We start from the raw sequence: 25,502 nt of genomic DNA on the forward strand, positions 1-25,502 counted from the left end.
GTTGGCTATTATGGCCCACTTCCCACAAGAAGAAGCAAGGCTTTACTATGAAACGGCTATCAGTATTATTAGCAAGCGGTGCTCTAGCAGTCAGTGCACAAGCAGTGAATTGGTCAAAGTTGGCAGACAGTCCTACTGGGTCAGTTTTTAGCTTGGATTTAGACTCTATCGAAAGCTCCGACATCAATATCATAGATGAAAAAAGTGTTGAAAACATCACGGTATCTATTCGTAGAACCTACCCTGCACAGAAAAAACCTGCGCAAAAAAACGAAGTACAAGCCAACAAAGAAAACAATATTCACCATAGCGATCAGCAGTTACTCATTTCTTGTAAAGATTTCAGTTACTACAGAAGGGCGTACGTGAATTACGGTGCGGACAATAAAGTCATCAAATCTTGGCAGTCAGAAAAACCGATACTGACTACCAAGGATTTTACCATCACGACCCCTAACACCATTGGTCGCACGATAGTAGAACAGGCTTGCAAAAATCATGAGCAAGCCAAACAAAAGGCATGACATTGATCCCTATAAAAAAGCGCGCTGAATTCTATCAGCGCGCTTTTTTATTTTATAAGACTGGCCTAAAACAGCTATTAAGCTTTTAATACCGTATAAACTGGCACCGGAAACGCACCATGCAAATCGACCAAATCCAGCAGTACCAAAACCCCGACTACAGTATGGCTTGCTGATTGGCAAAGCTCATAAGCCGTTGTCAATGTACCGCCAGTGGCCAAAATATCATCAACCAACAATACGCGCTCAGGTGGTAAATTATTTTGCATCTCAAGCGTGTCTTTACCATACTCTAATGCATAGGATTTATTAGCGACAGGGGGCGGCAGCTTACCGGGCTTACGCAGCAAAATCATACCCTTACCCAATCGACCTGCCAGCAGACTGGCAAATACAAACCCACGCGCTTCTACTGCCCCTAGGCAGTCTACTTCATCCATCAACCCGTCCGGCAATGCAGCAAGCAATGCATCAATCACCTCATTAATATGACTGCGCAGTAATGGGGTAATATCATAAAAATCAATGCCGACTTTTGGGAAGTCTGGTACTGTACGAATAATTTGCCAAAACCGATGATCTGTATTGAGTATATGAGACGGCTCGGCGGCGTTGTTAGCGGATATGGTGGCATTGCTGCTCATAATAACCCTTAATTTATATGGCTTAGATAACAGTATGTAGATAATAATATAACGGTAGTGAGTCACGATGATGATAAATATTCATGAATGTCACTATGGATTTTGCGGTAGCAATTATATCATAGCTGACAGAAATGTTGTGGCTTGCGGCATAAGAATGGCGTTACTCATTGCAAAATACAGCCTAGACTGGTCTTGATAAAAGCCAATCAATCTCAATATACAAGTGTAAACTTAACGACGAAAACCCTAGCCATTTAGCAAAGGTTATATGCTAAACTACGTGCGCTTTTGCAGTCGAACATACGGACTGTGACTCTAAATATAAGCGTTAACCCCTTACTGCAACACTGGTAATGATCGATAGGATTATTTATGAAACGTTATGAATGTATCGTCTGTGGCTGGATATATGACGAAGAGCTCGGCTGTCCTGAAGAAGGCATCGCACCTGGCACCAAATGGGAAGACATTCCTGATGACTGGACTTGTCCAGAGTGCGGTGTCGGCAAGCTTGATTTTGAAATGCTTGAAATTTAGTAGCCGACCCTCTAATTAGGACACTTCATGACAAAATCAACTGACATCAATGACGCCGAACTGTCTGAGAGCTTAGCTGCAAACTCAAGTAACTCTCCAGCATCTGACTCAAGTCATTATCCAACACCTGAGTGGCAAAAATTCGGTGAACATCAATGGCGTGACTCTGACCTTAGCGAACATCTCTCCCAAGCCATGATCGATATTGGTGATGGTATTGAGCTTTGTGTTGAGGCTGGCGGTAATCCCAATCATCCACCCTTGCTGATGGTGATGGGGCTTGGCTCGCAGATGGTGTTTTGGCCAAATAATTTTGTTAAACGCCTTATTGATGCAGGTTTTTTTGTGATTCGCTTTGACAATCGCGATATTGGTTTGTCCTCTAAGGTTCAGATTGATGGTCTACCACGCATCAACCAACTCAAAATGATGATGCGTTTGCAGACTGGACTCTCAAATAAAGGCGCGCCCGTCGCTTACAATCTAACCGATATGGCAGAAGACACCGCGCGTTTGATCAAAGCCCTTAACCTTGGTAAAACCCATCTGCTTGGTGCCTCAATGGGCGGGATGATTACTCAAATTGTAGCAGCCCGTTATCCAAGTCTTGTGCAGCGCATGGCATTGATGTTTACCACCACCAATCGTGCGTTTTTAAGACCGCCAAAACCCAAACAGTTATACACACTGATCAATCGCCCTGAGAGTCATTCTGAACGCGATATCGTGCGCCATAGCGTCTGGTTTATGAAGACCGTTGGTACACCGGGACACGTAAATGTGCGCATGGTGCGTGAGATTGCCAAACTGCGTTATCAGCGTAATTTTCATCCACTCGGTACTGTACAGCAGCTCAATGCTATTTTGGCATCAGGTTCTATTAGCCGGTTTAGCAAACAAGTAAAAGCCCCCACTATCGTGCTGCACGGCAGCGCAGATGGGCTATTACCTGCCTCTCAGGGGCGTGTGGTTGCCAAGACCATTCCGAATGCGACGTTTCACTTAATCGAAGGAATGGCACATGATATTCCTGAGTACTATCAACCTTATATGGTCGACTTGATTCGCAATCATTTATCAGACCAGTGATTTTGCCACTCTCATTACTTGGCTGACTGGCAATAAAAAAGTGTAAACCCTGCGATAGGGTTTACACTTTTTTTCTTATGTTAAATATCAATTTTTTTCTTAAATGCTAGGTTTAAAAAAGCTTCAGTCACAACCGACACCAGCGCCTTCTTTATCGATACACATCTTATTGCCATTTTGTAAATTACCGATCCAAGCCTTACCATCTGTAAATACAAACGCTGACTTGCCTTGATAATCACCATCAGCCGACACGCCGCTATTAGCAAAACGAAAAGGAATCACAAGCTCACCGCCAAGATTTACAAAACCCCAGTCTGTACCAATACGTACGCCCGCCAGCCCTTCAGAAAATGCGCTCACTTCGTCAAAAGAATAGGTAATCATGGTCACATTGTTGTCATCAACAAACCCCCATTTACCATCTTGCTGACGTGGTGATAGCGTTGTAAAACGACTGGGCACTGTTTGTCTTGATGCTGTTTGTCTTGAAGAGTCTGATGCGTTGGCGCTGTCATTCGCAGCAGACTGTGCTACGGTTTTGTCATTGTTCTTACTGTTTGGATCATTTGTCGTTTTACCGTTTGTATCCAGCCAGCTGATCGCGTTATTTTTACGAACACGTGTGACGCCATTTTGATAATTATCAATGTCACTGATCGTAGATGAAAATGGCACGATGGTTTGATTGGAGGGGCTAATCACTCCGTAGTTACCGTCCTTTTTTACCACGATACGCCCATTAGATACTGGACGCGCCCAGCCTTGACTTCCGGTTAGTGTGTCATACATCGTAGGGACGGTTTCTTGACCTTGCATGTTAAGATAACCAACTTTACTGTAGCGTTGCACAGGGAGCAAACCACCTGATAATTTGCTGACATCAACTTTTTGATAGCGTAATAAATCAACGACGACTTTGCCTTTACTGTTAATTAAAGCCACGGGCGCGCCAAAATCTTTCGTTGCCAAAAAATAGCTACTGTTCGCCGTACAAGCCACATTTTTATAATAACTTTTGGGGATTTTACAGCTAGCGGCTTGTGCTGTCGGCATCACAAACCATGCTCCCAATAACACGCCAATAGCCAAACCGTATCGCGGCAACACCTGCGATACTTCACCCATTAAGAATAGTTGTGTTTTTGATAATGAGCGTCGAAACATAAGTAAACCTAAGCCAGTCATATTGGGAGTTTTAATCTAAAGATATAATTAAGAATGTAATGATGCATATGAGCGGATCATTATAAGCTGCTAGAGTAGCAAATGACTCTACGGCCGCCAATATCATTCCTGTAAGAGTGTAACGCAACTATGTAGGCATGCCATAACTCGTGAATAATAATGAGAATAAATTATGCCTTAGCCATTTCTTTTTAGTCTTAAAACCTTGACAATAGGGCCTGCACTAGCATCAACGTCGATGTATAGCCAGTTCAGTTTAAAAAATACAGTGCTGCTGAGATGAATTTTCCGTAGCCTCTGGCGTGCAAAGCACACAGCGAGCGAGAAAAATTTAATCACAGCAAAGTACGATGCAAAATGTATGTCGTTTATGTTGAATTGATAGTGCCATGGTCGAATTATCAAACACGCCCTATAATCAAATAAAAAATAATACTGCTATAAGGGTCATTTATGGCTATCGCTTCTTCACGCTCTGCACCTATTGGTTTGGTCATTGGTTGTGTCATATTTGGTCTAGGCAGCTTGATTGTCGCTCACGTTGATGTCGGTGGCTGGGCAATGTCATTTTGGCGATTGGCTATTTCAGGTATCGTCTTTGCTGTCTTAGCCAGATTCATGGGTCAGCGTCTACCCCGCTCAAGACGCGCGATTTTTTATAGCTTATTATCAGGCGCGTTTTTAGGTTTGGATTTGGCACTTTGGCATGAGAGTATTTATGCCGTCGGCCCTGGTATTTCAACCTTACTCAATAGCCTCCAAATTTTCTTTTTAGCAGCGATTGGCTTTTTATATTTCAATGAACGCCAATCTATTTTGCAGCTCATCAGTTTGTTCTTGGCCATGCTTGGTGTGGCAATGATTGGCAGTCCTGAGTTTGCTCACAATACTGCTGCCACGTGGGGCTTTGTTACGGGTATCTTGTCAGGAGCAATGCTAGCCGCATCCATGACTTTTATTCGTAAAACGCATGATACCGAACCGACGCCGATATTTATGCTGATGCAGCTGATTAGTATCGGCGGGGTTGTCGCGATGATTATTCCGATGCTGGTGTTTGATCTGGGTCATATTTTACCCAATACGTGGTCTGAGATTGGCTGGATACTGGTTTATGGCACAGTGATGCAGTGCTTGGCATGGGGCCTAATCGCCTACTCCATACCTAAGCTGTCTTTGGCGTTGACTGGATTGTTACTGTTGACGGAACCCATTGCCGCCTTAATCATTGATTATAGCTGGCTGGACAAACCGATTGATACGTTACAATGGAGCGGTGCGCTACTCACTATGTTTGCCATTTATTTAGGTTCATTAAAGCCGAAACCTCGTGCGCTACGCCGTTATCGGTTTTTTGCACGATTCTATAAACGCAAATACAAGTAAGCTTGGTATAGTTTGCCAATAAAAAGCGCCCATTCTACACAGTGATAGAATGGGCGCTTTTTTAACCGTAAAAATCAATCGAACTTGATTATTTAACCAATGAGTTTCTGGCCGCCTTTGCCTCAGCGCCTTGATTAAATAAGGCATTTAGTACGATAGCTGCCAAAGTAGCCGTACCAATACCGCCCAGATCAAAACCACCTAAGTGCAAGCTAAAATTACCCGTACCCATGATAACGGTCACAGCAGCGATAATTAAATTGCTGTTTTTGCTAAAATCGATATGGCTATCTATCCAGATTTTTATCCCAGCCACAGTGATAAGACCGAATACTACGATAGAGGCGCCGCCCAATAGTGCCGCTGGTATCGTCTGAATGATCGCACCAAATTTTGGTGATAGACCCAACAAGATAGCAACCAAACCAGCAACCACAAAGATCGTTGTACTATAGACCTTGGTAACGGCCATCACGCCAATGTTTTCGGCATAAGTGGTGACACCCGTACCGCCGAAACCTGCTGAAAAAGTCGTCGCCAAACCATCAGCAAAAAATGCTCGCCCCATATAAGGGGTCACACGCGCCTTGGTCATGCCTTCGACCGCCTTAAAATGTCCTAAGTTTTCAGCAACCAAAATAAAGGCCACAGGTGCAATTAAGACAATCGCGCTCATCTCAAAAGTTGGAGTGTGAATACTTGGCAAGCCAAACCATGACGCCGCTGTCACACTACTAAAATCAATGGCCGACCCAAAGCCCATGATATTCGTCATCACAAAATAGGCAACGTACGATAGCACCAAGCCCACCAGTAATAGTAGACGACGTAGCATACCGCGTGTAAACACCGCCACACCACTGATAAGTAATACGGTCAATGTCGCCATCCAAGCATCGAACTGATTGGCAGACACCCCCTGGATGGTCACAGGTGCTAAGTTCAGACCGATAATCATGACGATAGCACCCGTCACAATAGGCGGCATCAATCGCTCTATCCAGCCTGTGCCAGTTTTCATCACTAATAGGCCAATCAATGCATAGATAATGCCACAAGCCATGATGCCACCTAACGCGACATTCAAATTATCGTTGAATCCTGCACCTGCATAGGCCGTAACAGCAATGACTGGGCCAATAAAAGCAAAGCTTGAACCCAAATAACTAGGCATACGCCCACCAGTGATCATAAAGAACATCACGGTACAAATACCTGACATTAAGATGGCCAAGTTAGGGTCAAATCCCATCAATAACGGCGCAAGCACGGTGGCACCAAACATTGCAAATGTATGCTGCACACCCAATAATATACTTTTTGATGGTGGTAAATATTCGTTGATACCGACCGGATCACGATCTAAGTCACCCTTATATGGTCGCCATGTCGGAAACCAGTGACCATTTTCAAAGTCTGGATTGTGCGGATAATTGATAGCTGCCGAATGAACCCCTGCCGTCTCTAAGGTGGTTTGAGCTGGCTGATTGTTGGCGCTGTTTTCTGAATGTGAGCTGTGATCGTTTTGAGCTGGCATGCGCGCTTGTCCTATGTGAGCTGAGCTAAAATAACGAATAAAATAAAAAATTGATTCAAGCAAGAAGTCAGTGAATAGGATTGTATTACGAGAAATTTTTATAAATAGCGACTCTAATTTTTCTCATTTATAATATGTCGTTTCAATTCATTCATTTATGTTGTAATGTGGCAAACCAAAAGTGTTATTTGGTATGATGCTTAGGTTTTGCTAGCTGTATTGAAACAGATATGTTTTACTAAAAACAGTGGCGGCTACTCATATTTTGACGTGCTATACAGTGATTATAAACTTACAGGATGTTACATAGTCACTGGCTTTGAGCATGATAACGGAGTTTCAAAATAAATAAAAGTTATTATTCAGTCACCGTTTGTACACCTTTACCTTAATACTCTGGACAGTCATGCTTTATGTGGCCGTTTTTTGGCATCATGAGTAATGGCAGTCTATTATATTCTCAATCATAGCGCCTGAAGCAATTCAGATAACATGCTAGCGCGCTTAAATTTTTGGTAGCTTATTATGATTAGTGTTTTTGATTTATTTAAAATTGGCATTGGCCCATCAAGCTCGCATACGGTAGGACCGATGGTGGCTGCCAATTTATTTTTAGCGTCACTAACCAAACAGTCAGCACTGACGGCTGTTGACAGAGTCGAGATTGAGCTTTATGGCTCTTTGGCGGCGACAGGTAAAGGGCACGCAACAGACACCGCCATATTACTAGGATTACTTGGACACACGCCCAGCACCATCGATACGCGATTGACCAGCGACTATCTGTCTCCTGTTTTTGTGGATAAACAGCTCAATATCTCAGGCACTCATGTGATTGAATTTGACACCGAACGAGATATTCATTGGTACGATGATACCGTTTTGCCCTATCACCCCAATGCATTGACGATTCGAGCCATATTGATTGACGGCACTCGTTATCAGCAAACCTACTACTCAATCGGTGGTGGTTTTGTGATTAATGAAGAAGACGCCACTGATCCAAACGAAGATCATGCCAGCCCAACCATTGATAAAGTTCCTTATCCATTCAATAATGCGGCAGAGCTGCTTGAGCAATGTCGTCAGCATGAACTGAGTATCAGTGATTTGGTCTTAGCCAATGAATGCCATTTTCATGACAAAGAAGAGGTGTTTGCTTATTTAGACAGTATTTGGGATGTGATGCAAGACTGCGTCAAACAAGGCTGTGAAAATGGTGGGATTTTGCCCGGTGGCCTAGATGTCAAACGCCGTGCGCAAGATTTGCACCAACAGCTTTCTGCTGAAAAAGACCAGCCAATATCACAAACGGATAAGTTAGCAGCCATGGATTGGGTTGATTTATACGCGCTCGCCGTCAATGAAGAAAATGCCAATGGCGGAAAAGTGGTTACCGCCCCAACCAATGGCGCTGCAGGTATCATTCCAGCAGTATTGCATTATTACCGTGACTTTTTGCCCCATTATAGCCAAGAGGGTGTGCGCAAGTTTTTATTAAATGCCACCGCAATTGGTAGCCTAATCAAACAAAATGCCTCAATCTCTGGCGCTGAAGTCGGCTGTCAAGGTGAGGTCGGTTCTGCTTGCGCCATGGCAGGTTCTGCATTAGCAGAAATCATGAATGGCACTCCCGCCAAATGTTTAAATGCAGCTGAAATCGGTATCGAGCACAATTTAGGGCTTACCTGCGACCCTATTGGCGGATTGGTGCAAGTGCCTTGTATCGAACGTAATGCCATGGGCGCGGTCAAAGCCATTAATGCCGCACGTCTCGCCTGCCGAGGCAATGGTCAACATTTTGTTTCTTTAGACAAAGCGATAGAAACCATGAAGCAAACAGGTGCAGATATGTCTGACAAATACAAAGAAACGGCTCGTGGTGGTCTTGCCGTCTATGCTGACAATCGCATTCCAACGGCGACTCACGGCGTTAGTGTCAATTATAGTCAGTGTTGATTTAATGGATTGGCTTCATTATCAAAACAGTTGAAACAAAAAGGCCTCTAACGAATTAGAGGCCTTTTTTATGTGATTACTTTTAAGCAATTATAAGCGACTTGTAAATACAAGCCTATAAAACTGACATTATTCAGCCGTTTTTGAAATCACTTCATTTAGAATCCAAATTGGTTGTACCATGTTAGAACCCTCAGCCGTTACTGCTTCTTGACGTACATCAAGCACATAGCGGTAGTTTGGCTCATAAGTAAAGCCTTGGATGTTACCATTTAAGGTATTATAATTTTTTTGATACGTCTGACGATACTGTAGGCACTGTGATTCAACTTTGGTGCCATCCGTTGCTGTAAGATCACAAACCGCCTTGCGTGGGGCAATCTCTACTTCAAAGCTTGGAATGTTAACCACTTTAACGTTCATGGTCTGCCCTTCAACGACCATCGTACGCTCATTATCCATACCCATCGTAGAACAACCTGACAGGGCGAAAGTCGTCATTAATGCTGCAAGTGCTAATTTTTTCATTATTCAATCCTTAGTTAATTGGTACTCATTGTGTACTGCTTGCTTAAATTTATTATTGTACACGACCTGCAATAGTGAATAGATATTCAAAGCATATTTGGCAATTTTAATAAATAATTATGGTGATATTACTACCAGCACAAAACTTATAACTCTGTCATTAACACGAGATAGGATCAAAGTTCTGAACAGCCTTACGCTTAAAGCATTTATTAGAACATTTGCAATGTCGTCTATTGTTTACTGGAATTAGTATAGGTCGTCTACCTCCTGCCTCTCTATGACTGCTTTGTAAAGTAACGTCAGTTTTTGCAACTGATGTTAATAAAACGTATTGAATGCGAGAATAAATTGATAATTACTGAGGTTTGCATAATAAAAAGCCAGAGCATATATTGCTCTGGCTTTTTGGCGGGAATGAATACCGCTTGGACAGTTACGAGATCCAAAAATACTTAACTACGGTAATCAGCATTAATCTTGACGTAGTCATAGGATAAGTCACAGGTATAAACCGTGTCGCTGGCGTCCCCACGGGAAAGATCGATATGAATGGTAATCTCAGCACGACTCATGACCATCTTGCCCGCCTCTTCCGTATAATCCGGCGCAACACCCCCATTTTGGCAAATCATCACGTCATCCAAATACACATCAACTTGTTCTGTGTCGAGATCCTCGATACCAGCGTAGCCTACTGCCGCTAAGATACGACCCCAATTGGCATCACTGGCAAAGAATGCTGTCTTCACTAAGGGTGACTGCGCAACTGCATAGGCAACATCGCAGCATTCTTGCGTCGTCTTGCCACCCGTGACTTTCACTGTCATAAACTTGGTGGCACCTTCTCCATCACGTACAATCAATTGCGCCAAACGGACAAAGACTGCCGTTAAAGCTGCAAAGACTGGCTGATAATGCGGATGAGATGAGCTATCGATAATATCTGAACTGGCCGCACCTGTCGCTATTAACACGCAGCAATCGTTGGTCGATGTATCCCCATCAACAGTAATACGGTTAAAAGACTGCTCATTGATAGCAATGAGCATCTCTTGTAATAAATCAGCAGCGATATTGGCATCCGTTGCCACATAGCCCAGCATGGTCGCCATATTTGGGCGTATCATACCTGAGCCTTTTGACATACCCGTAATATGATAGCTGCTATTGTCCACATCGATTTTTTGGCTGGCAAGCTTGGGAACGGTGTCAGTGGTACGAATACCATTAGCGGCTACCAGCCAATTGTCAGCAGCAAGATTCGCTAACGCCGCATCTAAACCTGCAATCACCGCGTCACTGTTTAATGGTTCACCAATGACGCCAGTAGAAAACGGCAATATGCTATTGACATCTACGCCTGTTTTATCTGCCAAAGCGTTACAGATCTCGACAGCACGGCGCTTACCATCAGCACCCGTACCAGCATTCGCGTTACCGGTATTGGTTACCAAATAGCGTGGACTGGCCTTGACAAAATGCTCACGCAATACGCGTACAGGCGCGGCACAAAAGGTGTTTTTGGTCGTTACCAACGCAGTGGTGGCCGTCTCCGCTATTTCAACCACCACCAAGTCATCACGATCTTTGTAGCGTACGCCTGCGGCAGTCGCGCTTAGCTTGATACCCTCGATAGGGTAAATAGTGTTGGGTACTGCAATATTTCCGACAGCCATAGATAAATCCTTCTTTTTTAGTTTTCAATTTTTCGTATTGTTTGTTTTTGGCATTTTTGTATATTGAGTTTAGTATAAAAATGAGTCAGCTGGACTGGTATGAATTTTTTGCAGCCTCTGTCTGCAAAGGCACAGCAAGCCAAAAGAATTTATACCCGTTCAGCGTTGAAATATAATGTATCTATTTTATTTAAAATCGACTATAGAACATCATTTGATAAATACTATTTAAATATTACAATTTACTTAAATCAAATGCCGACCAAATGGGTGCATGGTCAGAGGGTTTTTCCATAGCGCGTAGCTCATAACTAATACCTGCATCGACACACGCCTCAACCAAGTCAGAGGTACACAAAATATGATCGATACGTAAGCCCCGCTTAGGATCATCATTGAAGCCGCGACTGCGATAATCAAACCAGCTATACAACTCTGTACTCTCTGGATAGTGCAAACGGTAAGTATCGGTCAACTCACGTCGCATTAAATCACTATACCATTCGCGCTCTTCTGGCAAAAATGACGTCTTTCTATTTTTCAGCCAACGCTTAGCATTGACTTCACCAATACCGATATCGATATCTTCTGGGGCGATATTCATATCTCCCATTACAACGAGCGAGCGCCCTTCCGCTTGTAAAGTATCGATATAAGCCATTAAGTCCGCATAATACGCCCGCTTCATCGGAAATTTGGTCGGATGATCTTGACTTTCCCCTTGTGGAAAATACCCATTAAGCACATCGATTTCGCGACCTTCAAACTCATAGCGCGCATGAATAAAACGCTTTTGCGCCTCCATATCTTCACTAGGAAAGCCTTTTTGGACAAATATAGGCGCAACCTTAGACAATAGTGCCACACCGTAATGTGCTTTTTGACCAAAGTATTCTACGTGATAGCCCAAACTTTCTATATCTGTGAGTGGAAACTGCTCATCATGAACTTTCGTTTCTTGCAGACCCATGACATCAGGATCGATGACCTCTCGTATGGCCTCAAGTTGATGCTGACGGGCTCGAATACCATTGATATTAAAACTGACAAAGCGGGACATAAACCATCCTATACTGATTGATTAAACTAATTGATGAAAATACGGTGCTGATAAAAATGTAGTCGATACTGAGTAACATGGATACGCGACGTGATAATGCGTGACTGGTACAAATTTTTTTTGCTTGCTGTGCCTGTGCAGACAGAGGCGACAAAAAATTTATCCCTGTCACGCTGGCTTTTTTATATTGTCCTAACTATATATGAGACGTGCTGATAAAAAACGATGATAACAGACGTCAGTCCGTCCTATGTGTTGCGTGCTTTTGTATCTTAAGATAGAGTAACGCTTATTATCACATACATCGTTTTTTATTGAGTATCCCTATGACAACAGCCATGAGTAAAAATACAAACGCAGTAGCTATCTCTACTAAAGCAAAGTCTAATAAGACAAAATCTGATCAAAAGCCTACGCCACTGTTTGCGACTGATTATAACGTTTATATTAATCATACTGACGCCGGTGGCATAGTTTATCATGCCAACCATTTGGTGTTCTTTGAAAACTGCCGACGCGACTGGTTTGGTCAGCTTGGGTTAAACGGTTATTTTCTCAAAGATGATGATGGTGACGTACAGCATTTTGTCGTGAGTCAGGCAGACTTGCAATACAAAAGAGCCATTTTGTTGGATGAAATCATCAATGTGCGCATCGATAAAGTCGAGCTAAAGCCTGCCAGCATTATATTTTATCAAAGTATTCATCGTCGTACACCAGATAGCAGCTCTAGCGATTCTGATGATAACACCAAAGCGAATAATCATTTATTCAATCAGACACTATTAAGTAATGCCAAAATCGTTATTGCCTGCGTGAAAAACCAAGTCACATCAGAACGGATATCTGATAATAAGCCCGATACTAATACCGCACCCATGCGACCTATTCGTGTGCCGCAGGAGTTACGCGACGCAATCCAGCAGGTAATCACCCAAAACGCTGATGAGTCGTAACATTATCAGGATTATACGGCTTTTATTTAGGATCAATCATACATTGGCACTCATAAGAAGAACGTTATGCTAGAGTTCAAAAATATCTGGGTGCACAGTAACCGTTCTATAACAAACCCGAGTCAAAATTTACCTTCTACTACCGCACCTCTTTTATCTAGCACGGCCCATAAATGGCTCAAAAGAATAAAGAAAGATGACATTAAAGACAACAATTTATCTCTCTCTAAAAACGCATTAATAAAAGGTATCGATGGCAAATTGTTATCCGGACAAGTTACGGTTTTGACGGGTGCATCTGGCAGTGGTAAGTCGTTATTATTACGTGTGCTGGCGGGTTTATTACCCATGAGCAGCGGCGATGTCTGTTTGCAAAGGGCTGGCGAGCCAAATAGTCATACCTCTCATGGTACTTATCATAGTATTCATCATACCGCACCCATACAATGGCGCACCCATACAATGGCGCACCCAAGTCGCTCTACTCGCGCAGCATCCACAATTGCTAGAAGGCAGTGTGCTAGACAATTTACAAATGCCATATCGTTTGCAAGCGCATCAGCAGCGCCGTTTTGATAGAGAATGGCATATCGCACAGCTTGCTCATCTAGAGCGTGGTGCTGACTTTTTACATCAAGCGGCCACTCACCTATCTGGTGGCGAGCGGCAGCTGGTCAATACTTTACGTCTTTTGCAGCTGAGGCCGCGCGTATTACTACTGGATGAACCTACCGCTGCTTTAGACGGTGAGACCTCAGCACAATTGGTAAATTTGCTCATTAATTGGTTGCGAGCAGATACACAGCGCACATTATTATGGGTGACTCATGATACACAAGACATCATGCCATTAGCTGATAACCATTGGCATATGCAAGCAGGCGTATTAACCGAATTGTCTTAATACCAAAAAATTCGCATGAAATTTTTAACTCAGTCTCGTTAAACCCTACCTGACAGCCACAACTATAATGAGCACTTATGAGCGGTATGGATGATATACAAGTATTTTTAACTTACGGTGATATTGCCCTCGCCAGCAGTCTAATCGTCATCGTCCTTATTGTTTCTTGGCGATTACGATTACAGCTGACTAAGACACTGTTAATAGCCGCTATTCGTACTGTCGTCCAACTGAGCTTTATCGGTTTGATACTGGCATGGATTTTTGCACGTGAACAGTGGTACGAAGTGCTATTGATTTTAACCATTATGACTCTGATTGCAGGGAGTGCTGCCAAAAACCGAGTCAAACGCACGTATAAAGGCTTATTGACCGATACCCTGCTCGCGGTCAGTGCTTCAGCTGTATTGGTCACAGCGATAGCAATCATCGTTATTTTAAGGGTACAGCCTTGGTATACGCCGCAATTTATCATTCCTATATTGGGTCTGATACTAGGCAACTCTTTGACCGCCATCTCCTTGACGAGCAACCAGCTGATTGAAACCTTTCATGAGCAGCAAGGCCGTATTGAGATGATGCTAAGCCTAGCTGCCCGACCGTTTGAGGCGGTACACGAGCCTATACGTGCCGCCATCGTCAATGGCATGACCCCTACCCTAAATTCTATGCTAGTCGTTGGTATTGTCAGTTTACCCGGCATGATGACGGGTCAAATACTGGCTGGCGCAGATCCCACTCAAGCAGTCCGCTATCAGATAATAACCATGTTTTTGATCTGTGTCAGCAGCACCCTCGGCTGCACAATAAGTGCCTTGCTTATCTATCGACGTTTCTTTAACAAAAATAAGCAGTTGATTCTACCGCAATAACTATCAAGAGAAATATATCACTAGAGCATTCTAAACACGCCACCGTGCAATTCCCATAGTAACTTCCTTCACCAAAACAGCCATTACCTCATCACGTAGCAGAGGCATGATGGCTTAGCTACTTTTGCATCATATATACACGCTATTTTTCAGCTTTATTTATGCACTGCTCAGTGTTGCATCCATATACTACATTATATTGTATTCATGCTAATGTATTGCTTGAATGTATCGGTTTTTTGATACGTTAATGGTAAATAACTGATATCGCTTATTTAATAGCAAGCATGCTTTTATGATTGAGCCATCTGTTTATTTACCCTGCTTAATTATTCTCATTAATATTAGTTAAGAATAATTGTATAAGGCAGCAAAAAATCAGCAGCCAGTCAATAGATAAAGGTATTCAGCGATACATGATCTACGTCAGCGCTGAAGTATTTTATTGACAAGGATATGACTGCTCTACTAACAAATCCCAATCTATTTTAAATTTCAAGGACGCTGACTATGACGCCGAATAAACCTTGGCTCAACCATTATCCTAATGGTGTACCTAAAACAATCAATCCCGACAAATATAGCAGCATCATGGAGCTATATGAAGAGTGTTTTGAGCGCTTTCGTATGCACCCCATGACCATCTGTATGGGCGTTACTCATACTTATGGTGATGTTGATAAAGCCTCACTTGCCGTGGCGGCATGGTTACAAGCACAAGGCATTCCCAAAGGCAGCGTCGTCGCACTCATGATGCCAAATGTCCCTCAATACCTGCCAACGATGATTGGTATTTTGCGCGCAGGCTATGTCTGTACTCCAGTCAATCCATTGTATACCGGTCGTGAACTGCGTCATCAATTGAATGATTCAGGTGCTCAGGTTATTTTTGTGGTTGATAACTTTGCGCAAGCACTTGAACAAGTAGTGGATGAGACTGCTATTAAGCGCATTGTATTGTCCAAATTGGGCGATATGATGGGATTAAAAGGGATGCTGGTCAACACCATTGTTCGCCAAGTCAAACGCTTGATACCTAAATATAAGCTCGACGACCCACGGCATGAAGTGACTAAGTTTCCTGATGTCCTAAAAAAAGGGAAAAACCTGCCCTTCCATCCGCCAAAAATGAGCTTAGATCAGTTGGCCATCTTGCAATATACTGGCGGAACGACTGGATTGTCTAAAGGCACTATCCTCACTCAGCGCAATATCGTGTCAGCGGCCTTGATGGCAGAAGCGTGGTATCGTCCTGTGACCTCAGAGATTAATGAGGTCTATATCAATATGGTCATGGCGTTACCGCTCTATCATATCTTTGCTTTTTCGCTCAGTTTACTGGGTATGCGCTCAGGCTATACATTTATATTAGTGCCAAACCCGCGTGATATGCCGGGCTTTGTCAAAACCTTATCCAAACAGCCGTTCCATATTTTCCCAGCGGTCAATACTTTGTTTAAAGCCTTACTTGAACAACCAAGCTTCAAGTCTTTAGACTTTAGTCCACTACGCATCACGCAGGCAGGTGGTATGGCGGCAACTGAGCAAACCGCGACCCGTTGGTTAGAAGTCACTGGCTGCCCAATGGTGGAAGGCTGGGGTATGACTGAAGGCGTGGCTGGTGGTACAGCCAACCTTATTACTGATCGCAAGTTCAACGGTACGATTGGTATTCCAGTACCAAGTGTTGACATCATTCTCATTGATGAAGATGGTGAACGCGTGGGCGTAAATCAAGCGGGTGAGATGTGTATTAAAGGACCAAATGTGACCTCTGGTTACTTAAACAGAGATAGTCATGAGGACTTTACCAGCGATGGCTACTTCCGTACTGGTGATATCGCCAGCATGGACGAAAAAGGCTACTTTACTTTATTAGACCGCAAAAAAGACATGATATTGGTTTCAGGTTTTAATGTCTTCCCCAACGAGATCGAATCGGTCATGCTGGACTGTGACGGTATTATCGATTGTGCGGTGATTGGTATTCCAGATGAACGCCAAGGTGAAGCCGTTAAAATCTATATCGTTCCTGCTGACAACAATGTGACAAAAGAAGTTATTAGTGAATTTGCCTTAGACAATTTGACAGGTTATAAATGCCCACGTCATATTGAATTTGTCAGTGAGTTACCAAAGAGCAATGTAGGTAAAGTACTGCGTCAGAAACTGCGTGAAAAGCATCAATTAGACCACCCTTAATTCTGAATCAAACATTGATGATTAAAAAAGCCCTCGACATTGTATGTTGAGGGCTTTTTGATTCGAGTTCATAATAGTTATACCAAAAACTGTCATTGTCTAATTATAGCGTTACTTAATTATTATTATAAAGCTCATAAATATCGTCACTATATTGATGAGCTTTTTCTTCAGAGACAATCGGTTCCCATCTTCATATACACCTTTCATTGCCTCGTCACTTACACCATATATTCTCTGATTTATCAATTTGAATTATAAACTCTCAAGTTCTTGTATATGATTAACTAAATAAATCATACTTATGCTAATGTACCGTAAAACATGTTACGACAATTTTTCTTGATGTAAATTACTAATACTTTTAGTTAACTAACATCATTTAAAAGTAACAATTCTTAGGCATTAATACTATTGAACCAACCGTTTAATCTACTTATGTGTTCGCTTCTTTGTGGCTAAATTAAAGTGGTTAAATTAAATCTTATAGAGGTTTCTGTATTTTAGCAGTATGTGGATAGACAGGATAGCACTCAACAATTCTTTGCTCACAAAGCAATGATTTTATTGTTGACATGGATGTGACTAACTTTTTATAGACCCTTAACTTATCTCAATTTAAGGACGCTACGCATGACAGTAGATAAACCTTGGCTCGCTCAATATCCAAAAAACGTACCCAAGACCATTAATCCCGATCAATACAAAAGCCTTATAGAATTGTATGAAGAATGCTTTGAGCGCTTCCGTATGCATCCTATGACTGTTTGTATGGGCGTTACTCATACTTATGGTGACGTTGATAAGGCCTCACTTGCCGTGGCAGCATGGCTGCAAGCTCAAAGCCTACCTAAAGGCAGCGTGGTGGCACTCATGATGCCAAACGTCCCTCAATACTTGCCAACGATGATTGGTATTTTGCGAGCAGGCTATGTCTGTACGCCTATCAACCCGCTATACACGGGTCGTGAGCTGCGTCATCAATTAAATGACTCAGGTGCTCAGGCAATTTTTGTCGTTGATAACTTCGCTCAAGCCCTAGAGCAGGTCATTGAAGAGACAAATATTAAGCGTATTGTTTTATCGAAAATGGGCGATATGATGGGCTTAAAAGGCATTTTGGTCAATACGGTTATCCGTCAGGTCAAACGCTTAGTACCCAAATACAATCTTAATGACCCTAAGTATAATGTCACTAAGTTCCCTGATGTGCTCAAAAAAGGCAAAAACTTACCTTTCACTACCCCAGTAATGAACTTAGATCAAATAGGCATATTGCAATATACTGGTGGTACGACAGGTCTATCTCAGGGCACGATATTAACTCAGCGCAATATAGCGGCTTCTGCAATGATGGCAGAAGCGTGGTATCGACCTATTACCTCAGAAATTAATGAGGTATATATCAATATGGTCATGGCCTTGCCGCTTTATCATATTTTTGCTTTTTCACTTAGCCTACTAGGTATGCGCTCGGGCTATACTTTTATATTGGTACCAAACCCACGCGATATGCCGGGCTTTGTCAAAACCTTATCCAAGCAACCATTCCATATTTTCCCAGGGGTGAATACCTTGTTTAAAGCCTTACTGGATCAGCCAAGCTTTAAATCCTTAGACTTTAGCTCGCTAAGCATCACACAAGCGGGCGGTATGGCAGCAACGGAGCAAACCGCGGCACGTTGGTTAGAAGTCACTGGCTGTCCGATGATTGAAGGTTGGGGTATGACCGAAGGAGTCGCGGCTGGTACTGCCAACGTCGTTACCAATCGCAAGTTCAATGGTACTATTGGCATACCAGTCCCTAGTGTCGATATCATTACTGTCGATGAAAATGGCAAGCGTGTGGGATTCAATCAAGCGGGTGAGATGTGTATTAAAGGGCCGAATGTCATGTCAGGTTACTTTAACAAAGACAACTCGAACATCTTTACCAGCGATGGTTATTTCCGTACTGGTGATATTGTTAGTATGGATGAAAAAGGCTACTTTACGTTACTAGATCGCAAAAAAGACATGATATTGGTATCAGGTTTTAATGTATTTCCAAATGAGATCGAGTCTGTGATGCTTGATTGTGATGGCATCATTGATTGTGCAGTCATTGGTATCCCTGACGACAATCAAGGCGAGGCTGTCAAAATCTATATCATTCCTGCAGACAACAATGTCACCAAAGAAGAGGTTAAAGAGTTTGCATTGGATAATTTGACAGGTTATAAATGTCCGCGCCATATCGAATTTGTCAGCGAGCTACCGAAGAGTAACGTGGGTAAAGTACTGCGTCAAAAGCTGCGTGAACAACACCTATCAGACAATCCTCAAACAATGTAATACGTGTGTTATGATTTTAAAATAAGCGCCAAAAATAAAAGCCCACTATATTAAATATAGTGGGTTTTTTGTTCATTCGTTTTCATTAAGTTAATCGTATTAACTGAATTTATTTATCATCTGCAATGGCAAGTGCTTCATTGCCCGACCGACCATTGACCACGGCAAACTTGGTACACATGCTTCATCTACCCCAGCCTCAATTGCCGCCACAATTGCTTTGGTACCAGTATCGGTATCCACTTCGAATGGTAGTGGTTTCGCATTTTCATTAATCTCAGTGCGAATATACCCTGGATAAATCGTAGAGACCTGAATCGGCAGTTTGGTTAAAAGCATATCCGCACGGATGCCTTCTGCCAGATGCGCCAATCCTGCTTTACTCGCACCATAGGCAGTCAAGTGCTTGGGCAATCCGCGCATGGCTGACATGCTGGATATCACAACCAAATGACCGCTATTTTGGGCACGAAATATATTCATCGCCGCTTCACACTGCGCCAATGCTGATATAAAGTTGATTTCAACAGTATAGCGATTGGTATCAAAGCGTCCTTTACCGATGCGCCGACTATCGCCAACCCCAGCATTGACTACGATACGATCAATCGTGCCAAAATCAGCAGTAAATGCATCAAATACTTCAAAGATGGCATCGTAATTACTGACATCTAAAGCTCGGTACTCGACACGAATATTAGGATATTGCGCCATAAGCTCTGACTGTAGACGCTCCAAACGATCGGTGCGGCGCGCACATATGGCAAGATTGTAGCCAAGCTTGGCAAAAAGCCTTGCCATCCCCTCACCCAAACCCGAGCTCGCACCCGTAATCAATACGGTTTTGTCTCGTCCAGTCTGCTGCTTATTTAAATCCTGTAAGTAGCGTGATGGCTGAATGGCACTAAATATTTGATTTTTACCTTGGCGGGCGCTTTTGGTTACCAAATGTATCAATTTACGTTGCATGGACAGTCCTTTTTTATCAATATTGGCTAGAGTCGGTAGTCTATGATATCGCAAATCTGTAGATTGAGTTTGATAGTTATGAAAATACACCAAAAGCACACAAGAGAAATTCATAGCCGTAGTACTACTTTTTTGCGTTACTCTTTTATTTTAAACTCGCTATATCCTTATTATCAATTGCCAGCTTATCGCCAAGTGACAAAGCGCTTTCCTTCAGAAAACAAATGACTATATTCGTTTAAAGATATCAAACGGGTGCTTTGATCTTTTAGTGTGATAGACGTGACACCCGTATTGACCAAGCTTTTATTCAATTGATAGGCAATTTGGCTGCCTTGTTTCAATAACTGTGCCGTTATAGCAGCGATCACACCACCTGAAGTAAAAACCAGTACCGTACTGTCTTGATCTAAATTGAGATTGGTCACTTTTGTACGTACTTGTTCAAGTGCTTGCTGCGCCCGATTGTTAAATGTTGGCCAGCTCTCGATATAATCTTGGTCATTGTCGCCACCATGCCAGCGCTGCATCGCTTGATCAAATAATTCAGCCAAACGTGTATCTGGCACATCTGACTTAGCAATTTCAGCCAAAATCGCAGCTCGACTGCTAAAAGCCGGATCAGACTTCACGAATACGTCTTTATGATTGAATTCATCAAACTGTGGCAAAATGTAGCTGTCAGGCTCATTTAGATTGATGATAGGCATGCCATTACTATTCTCAGTAGCGACAGATGATTGATAACGCGCCCAAAAATGCTGGGCAGAGTCGCGTTGCCTGACCAAGCTACCTGTAAAAATGGCATCAATTCGACGCTGCGTACTGGCGTAATGTTGACCAAGCAATTGTGCCTGAATGCCGCCCAGCTCTGAAAGCTGATCGTAGTTTTCTTGTCCAAAGGACGCCTGACCATGACGTGCCAGAAGTATGGTTGTCATAATATATTACCTTTTATCGTAATTTCTAAAATGCGGTTTGTTCGATATAGCTATAGTATTGCTGGTGTATCGATATTACTTTTCACCGACTATATTTTCAGACGCTTCAGGTTTATGAGTGGTTTGCCCAAAATAGCTTTTTGGCAAAATACCTTTAATAACCGCTTGCACAGGATTTGGTAACTGCTCAATGGTGGCCGCATCGACACCCATATCCTGTAAGTGCGGCTGCACACGGCTAATAAATAACGCCTCACCTTCGTACTGAGCAATCAACTTAAGACACTTAGCATGTAAGACGTGCACGATAATCCAAAAGTTCTTAAAAGTGGCATTGGTCGTTTGTTTATTATAGTAACGGTAGTAAATTTGCTGGACGATACCTGCTAGGCGAAACAAGCCAAATACTTCATAAAAAGTCCAGTTATCTATCTTTAGACCCGTCTGTTCAAGATAATAGGTCACCACTTCATCACGAGTCATCATACCTTTTAGGTGTGTGGGCTGGCGACGTGATTGTTGCATAATGATATTGTCATCTTCTTCAATCCAATACGCCAACGCGCTGCCCAAATCCATCAACGGATCACCCAGTGTCGCCATTTCCCAATCAAGGACGCCGATGACTTGGGTTGGATCATTAGCGGCTAAAATCACATTATCAAAGCGCCAATCATTATGAATGAGGCAGGTTTTGCTATCGGCTGGCGTGTGCTTACCAAGCCATTGCCTCACCAGTGCAAAACTTGGTACGTTGGGTGTTTTCGCTTTGACATAACGCTTATCCCAACCACTCACCTGACGGGCGCAATAGCCCTCACCCCGACCTAGACTCACCAAATCAGGGTGTTCTGTGTAATCCACTTGATGCAATTCGATCAAAGCATCGATGACATTGGTACACAATGCACGCGTTTGCGCTGTGTCTAACTCAACGCCTTTTGGCAGATTGGCACGAGGAATGATCCCTTCCATCCGCTCCATGACATAAAAATCAGCCCCGATTACTGTTTCATCAGTACAGAGTGCCACCATTTTTGGGACATACGGATAAGCGTCTTCTAATGCTTTTTGTACGGTATATTCGCGAACCATATCGTGTGCGGATTTTGCTTTGGTGCCTTTTGGCGGGCGACGCAAGATTAAATCTTGGCTTTTATCTTCACCTTCATATTGCAAGCGATACGTCCAATTTGATGCGCCCCCTGAAAACTGAGTAACAGTGGGTTCGCCTTGTATATCGACCCCTTGATCACGTAGCCATGTACTTACCACTTTAGCATCAAGCGCTTCACCATCACGGACATCGCCACCTTTATCCAATATTTTATGATTAATTTCCGTATTTTTGTCGTCGGTATGGCTGGCATGATTGTCAGTTGCCATAAGATGTTCCTTATCATTTGGTCATTTATTTTTATAACGTATAGTAGTAATAAAACATTAGTAGTAATGAAACATCCACTATTAATAATTTAATAGTGAATGTTCAATTAACCTCATTATTGTCTTAATTCTGATGAGCTTCAGTCGGCGAAATCATAAACTATCCGCACGATCAGTCATTGTGATTAAGCCTTTGCTGGTTTAGCAGAGCGGCTAAAACCCTGACGCTTTAACTCCAACTTGGCAATCATAGTTTTATGCACTTCATCAGGCCCATCCGCTAAACGTAGCGCTCGTGCTTGGGCAAAAAAGTTGGGCAACATCGTATCTTGACATACCCCCATGCCACCATGAATCTGAATCGCCATATCAACCACTTCTTGCAGTACGGTTGGCGCAACGACTTTGATAGCAGAGATTTCGGTCAAGGCCGCTTTGGTTCCTTGCGCATCCATTTTTTGTGCCGCGTATAAGGTCAATAGCCGCGCTTGGTCAATTTTAATGCGCGCTTCAGCGATACGCTCAAAATTACCACCCAATTGTAGCAATGGCTTACCAAAAGCGCTGCGCTCCATACCGCGTTTGACCGCCAATTCTAAAGACTTTTCGGCAGCACCAATGCAGCGCATACAATGATGGATACGACCCGGCCCTAGACGACCTTGGGCAATCTCGAATCCCATACCTGGCCCGCCAATAAAATGACTTACTGGTACGCGTACATCATTGAAGCTGACTTCGCCATGGCCGTGCGGCGCATCATAATCACCAAACACTTTGAGCATACGCTCGATATTCACGCCAGCCGATTTTGCGGGCACCAGTACCATAGAATGCTGATGATGGCGGTCTTTATTTTCATCAGGGGTATAGGCCATCACAATCAACACATCCACCGCAGGATCACCAAGCCCAGATGACCACCACTTGCTGCCATTAATAATGATCTCATCACCATCAACCACAGCCGTCGCTTGCATATTGGTCGCATCACTTGATGCCACATCTGGCTCAGTCATACAAAACACAGAGCGCGTTTTGCCCTCTAGGATTGGCGTGAGCCATGTAGCTTGCTGCTCCTCAGAACCATAGCGCCACAAAAGCTCCATATTGCCACTGTCAGGGGCGTTACAATTGAATACATAAGGTGCCAGCAAACTGCGACCTGTCAATTCTGCAATTGGTGCATAGTCAGTGACCGAAAGCCCAGCACCTAAGGTGTCATCGGGCAAAAATAAATTCCATAACCCAGCTTCGCGAGCTTGTTTGCGTAAGGTTTCGTATTTTTCTGGCCACTGCCAGTTTTTCCAATTACCATCAGGATTTTGCTGGTGGCAATCCTGCCAAAACTGCGCTTCGATTGGCTCAATATGCGTCTCGATGAACGCTTTGACTTTTGCATGCATGGCTTGACCATGTTCTGTTGCGGTAAACATTAGGGTATCGCTAGACATAAATGACTTCCTTTTCTATGTTGATTGTTTTAATCAATTTCCAATAAAACACTGATAGTGTACGTGCGTATACTGTTTTTCGTATCCTATATTTATAACACAGCAGTTATCAATAAACAGCAAAAAAGGCGCGACCCGTTAGGGCACGCCTTTTACAAAATACAAACAATGAATAGATTAAGCGCAAAACGCTCAGTCATTTCAGATAAAAACTACTTCAGAATGTTTAAACGACTATTCAAATCAAAACGCGCCAGCGCATCCGGTAGCTTGTCAACTGCCATACTTAAGGTCGCTTCGGCGGCTTGTGCCAGTCCCAGCTTTTCTGCTAATGTCGGCTTTTGGCGTGAATGCAGTGCATAGACCTCACTCTCTTCCATTAGATTTAAAATATAACTGTCAGACGTTTGTAAGCTATCGATCAAATTAAGTTTTAGCGCATCTTCGCCATACCAATGCTCACCCGTTGCTACTTTAGCAACCTCCAATTCTGGACGATATTTATTGACAAAGTGTTTAAATAGCGCATGCGTCTGCTCCAGCTCTTCTTGATATTTAGCGCGATCTGCTTCATCGTTTTCGCCAAATACTGTGACCGTACGCTTATAATCACCAGCGGTAAACATCTCATAGTCTACGTCGTGGTTTTTGAGCCACTTATGAAAGTTAGGCAATTGTGACACCACACCGATTGAGCCAATAATGGCGAATGGCGCAGCGACAATATTGTCCGCGACACAGGCCATCATATAACCGCCACTAGCGGCGACTTTATCGACACAGACAGTCAATTTCAAACCCGCTTCTTTTAGACGAACCAATTGCGCTGCTGCTAGACCATAGCCATGCACCAAACCACCACCTGACTCAAGGCGCACGACGACTTCATCGCCTTTATTCGCTGTGCTGATTAGTGTGCTGATTTCTTCACGTAAATGCTTAACAGCCGTGGCTTTGATATCACCATCAAAGTCCAAAACGAAAACTTGTGGTTTTTTATCCGTATTTTTTTTCTTATTTTTAGATTTTGATTTTAGTGCTTGTTTGGCTTTTTTGGCCATGGTCTTTTGGAATTGCTTGAGGGCAGCTTTGCCTTGGGTCGCTTCCATCAGATCTTCGCGGCGCTGCTTTTGTGTTTCGTTAAGGTGTATTACTCTTAGCTCAACAGGGTTTTTAGGGGGATGAAATAGCATGATTACAAATCCTCAAGTCAGTAAATATATCAATATAGCTGGTTTTATTAGCGTGACGTTGATATGCGCACGCTCTGCCACATTTTCAAGCAGAATAATAATATTTAACCCAATACAAATGTTACTGAATAAATACGGCGATACTGCAGTGATCCAA

The 25,502-nt window shown here is 43.0% G+C and carries 23 protein-coding genes; 11 read left to right on the top strand and 12 right to left on the bottom strand.

Going from position 1 to position 25,502, the window contains the following annotated elements; genetic code table 11:
• The first annotated feature begins 47 nt into the window (after positions 1–47).
• On the top strand, positions 48–524 hold the full coding sequence (locus JMY02_RS01440; RefSeq protein WP_201594481.1) for a hypothetical protein: 477 nt from the start codon (positions 48–50) through the stop codon (positions 522–524).
• A 77-nt stretch (positions 525–601) separates the two neighbouring features.
• Here JMY02_RS01440 and JMY02_RS01445 read toward each other — a convergent pair whose 3' ends face one another.
• Entirely contained in the window at positions 602–1,168 is a 567-nt protein-coding gene (locus JMY02_RS01445; protein WP_201594483.1) for an adenine phosphoribosyltransferase, read from the bottom strand.
• Positions 1,169–1,543: 375 nt separating this feature from the next.
• Here JMY02_RS01445 and JMY02_RS01450 point away from each other — a divergent pair, with 375 nt between their 5' ends.
• Both JMY02_RS01450 and JMY02_RS01455 read left to right on the top strand, forming a co-directional pair.
• Entirely contained in the window at positions 1,544–1,708 is a 165-nt protein-coding gene (locus JMY02_RS01450) for a rubredoxin (RefSeq protein ID WP_021814629.1), read from the top strand.
• 27 nt (positions 1,709–1,735) lie between these two features.
• A complete protein-coding gene (locus tag JMY02_RS01455; RefSeq protein ID WP_227678368.1) occupies positions 1,736–2,797 on the top strand; it encodes an alpha/beta fold hydrolase in 1,062 nt (353 codons plus the stop codon).
• A 123-nt stretch (positions 2,798–2,920) separates the two neighbouring features.
• Here the strand turns inward: JMY02_RS01455 and JMY02_RS01460 are convergent, their stop codons facing one another.
• Positions 2,921–3,964 (bottom strand): WG repeat-containing protein, encoded by a 1,044-nt coding sequence (locus JMY02_RS01460; RefSeq protein ID WP_201594485.1) that lies wholly within the window; start codon positions 3,962–3,964, stop codon positions 2,921–2,923.
• 474 nt (positions 3,965–4,438) lie between these two features.
• On the opposite strand from JMY02_RS01460, the gene JMY02_RS01465 reads away from it, so the two are divergent.
• Entirely contained in the window at positions 4,439–5,371 is a 933-nt protein-coding gene (locus tag JMY02_RS01465) for a DMT family transporter (protein WP_201594487.1), read from the top strand.
• Positions 5,372–5,459: 88 nt separating this feature from the next.
• Here JMY02_RS01465 and JMY02_RS01470 read toward each other — a convergent pair whose 3' ends face one another.
• Positions 5,460–6,908, bottom strand: a complete 1,449-nt coding sequence (locus tag JMY02_RS01470; RefSeq protein ID WP_227678369.1) for a solute carrier family 23 protein — start codon at positions 6,906–6,908, stop codon at positions 5,460–5,462.
• A gap of 522 nt (positions 6,909–7,430) precedes the next feature.
• Here JMY02_RS01470 and JMY02_RS01475 point away from each other — a divergent pair.
• Positions 7,431–8,867, top strand: coding sequence for an L-serine ammonia-lyase (locus JMY02_RS01475; RefSeq protein ID WP_406947711.1), 1,437 nt, complete (start codon positions 7,431–7,433; stop codon positions 8,865–8,867).
• 129 nt (positions 8,868–8,996) lie between these two features.
• Here the strand turns inward: JMY02_RS01475 and JMY02_RS01480 are convergent, their stop codons facing one another.
• The 3 genes from JMY02_RS01480 to xthA all read right to left on the bottom strand — a co-directional run bounded on the left by JMY02_RS01480 (position 8,997) and on the right by xthA (position 12,134).
• Complete coding sequence (locus JMY02_RS01480) at positions 8,997–9,395, bottom strand: DUF4377 domain-containing protein (RefSeq protein WP_021814635.1); 399 nt, start codon at positions 9,393–9,395, stop codon at positions 8,997–8,999.
• A gap of 455 nt (positions 9,396–9,850) precedes the next feature.
• Positions 9,851–11,074, bottom strand: coding sequence for a bifunctional glutamate N-acetyltransferase/amino-acid acetyltransferase ArgJ (argJ, locus tag JMY02_RS01485; protein ID WP_201594491.1), 1,224 nt, complete (start codon positions 11,072–11,074; stop codon positions 9,851–9,853).
• A 235-nt stretch (positions 11,075–11,309) separates the two neighbouring features.
• Positions 11,310–12,134, bottom strand: coding sequence for an exodeoxyribonuclease III (xthA, locus tag JMY02_RS01490; RefSeq protein WP_201594493.1), 825 nt, complete (start codon positions 12,132–12,134; stop codon positions 11,310–11,312).
• 338 nt (positions 12,135–12,472) lie between these two features.
• On the opposite strand from xthA, the gene JMY02_RS01495 reads away from it, so the two are divergent.
• The gene (locus JMY02_RS01495; protein WP_227678370.1) at positions 12,473–13,090 is read left to right on the top strand and encodes an acyl-CoA thioesterase; all 618 of its coding nucleotides are present in this window, start codon (positions 12,473–12,475) and stop codon (positions 13,088–13,090) included.
• A 122-nt stretch (positions 13,091–13,212) separates the two neighbouring features.
• Here JMY02_RS01495 and JMY02_RS13695 read toward each other — a convergent pair whose 3' ends face one another.
• Positions 13,213–13,440: a hypothetical protein gene (locus tag JMY02_RS13695; RefSeq protein WP_265087939.1), complete on the bottom strand. Its 228-nt coding sequence runs from the start codon at positions 13,438–13,440 to the stop codon at positions 13,213–13,215.
• On the opposite strand from JMY02_RS13695, the gene JMY02_RS13775 reads away from it, so the two are divergent.
• The 5 genes from JMY02_RS13775 (at position 13,376) to JMY02_RS01515 (ending at position 19,402) form a co-directional block, all read left to right on the top strand.
• Complete coding sequence (locus JMY02_RS13775; protein WP_406947712.1) at positions 13,376–13,666, top strand: ATP-binding cassette domain-containing protein; 291 nt, start codon at positions 13,376–13,378, stop codon at positions 13,664–13,666. The two genes, JMY02_RS13695 and JMY02_RS13775, sit on opposite strands and share 65 nt — an antisense overlap.
• Positions 13,548–13,994, top strand: coding sequence for an ABC transporter ATP-binding protein (locus JMY02_RS13700; protein ID WP_406947713.1), 447 nt, complete (start codon positions 13,548–13,550; stop codon positions 13,992–13,994). Before JMY02_RS13775 ends, JMY02_RS13700 begins: the two co-directional genes overlap by 119 nt.
• Before the next feature lie 77 nt (positions 13,995–14,071).
• Positions 14,072–14,866: an ABC transporter permease gene (locus JMY02_RS01505; protein ID WP_201594499.1), complete on the top strand. Its 795-nt coding sequence runs from the start codon at positions 14,072–14,074 to the stop codon at positions 14,864–14,866.
• A 510-nt stretch (positions 14,867–15,376) separates the two neighbouring features.
• Positions 15,377–17,068 carry an AMP-binding protein gene (locus JMY02_RS01510; RefSeq protein ID WP_201594501.1) on the top strand — a complete coding sequence of 564 codons (1,692 nt, stop codon included), beginning with the start codon at positions 15,377–15,379 and terminating at the stop codon, positions 17,066–17,068.
• A 633-nt stretch (positions 17,069–17,701) separates the two neighbouring features.
• Positions 17,702–19,402, top strand: a complete 1,701-nt coding sequence (locus JMY02_RS01515) for an AMP-binding protein (RefSeq protein WP_201594503.1) — start codon at positions 17,702–17,704, stop codon at positions 19,400–19,402.
• 99 nt (positions 19,403–19,501) lie between these two features.
• Here JMY02_RS01515 and JMY02_RS01520 read toward each other — a convergent pair whose 3' ends face one another.
• From JMY02_RS01520 to sohB, 5 genes are all read right to left on the bottom strand, one after another.
• Entirely contained in the window at positions 19,502–20,371 is an 870-nt protein-coding gene (locus JMY02_RS01520) for an SDR family oxidoreductase (protein WP_201594505.1), read from the bottom strand.
• 185 nt (positions 20,372–20,556) lie between these two features.
• Positions 20,557–21,312, bottom strand: coding sequence for a histidine phosphatase family protein (locus JMY02_RS01525; RefSeq protein ID WP_201594507.1), 756 nt, complete (start codon positions 21,310–21,312; stop codon positions 20,557–20,559).
• Positions 21,313–21,387: 75 nt separating this feature from the next.
• Positions 21,388–22,698: a phosphotransferase family protein gene (locus JMY02_RS01530; RefSeq protein WP_201594509.1), complete on the bottom strand. Its 1,311-nt coding sequence runs from the start codon at positions 22,696–22,698 to the stop codon at positions 21,388–21,390.
• A gap of 185 nt (positions 22,699–22,883) precedes the next feature.
• Positions 22,884–24,134 (bottom strand): acyl-CoA dehydrogenase family protein, encoded by a 1,251-nt coding sequence (locus JMY02_RS01535; protein ID WP_201594864.1) that lies wholly within the window; start codon positions 24,132–24,134, stop codon positions 22,884–22,886.
• Positions 24,135–24,364: 230 nt separating this feature from the next.
• Positions 24,365–25,345 carry a protease SohB gene (sohB, locus tag JMY02_RS01540; RefSeq protein ID WP_201594511.1) on the bottom strand — a complete coding sequence of 327 codons (981 nt, stop codon included), beginning with the start codon at positions 25,343–25,345 and terminating at the stop codon, positions 24,365–24,367.
• Positions 25,346–25,502: the final 157 nt, after the last annotated feature.

Origin of the sequence: Psychrobacter vallis (assembly GCF_904846715.1) — a bacterium.
GTDB lineage: Bacteria > Pseudomonadota > Gammaproteobacteria > Pseudomonadales > Moraxellaceae > Psychrobacter > Psychrobacter vallis.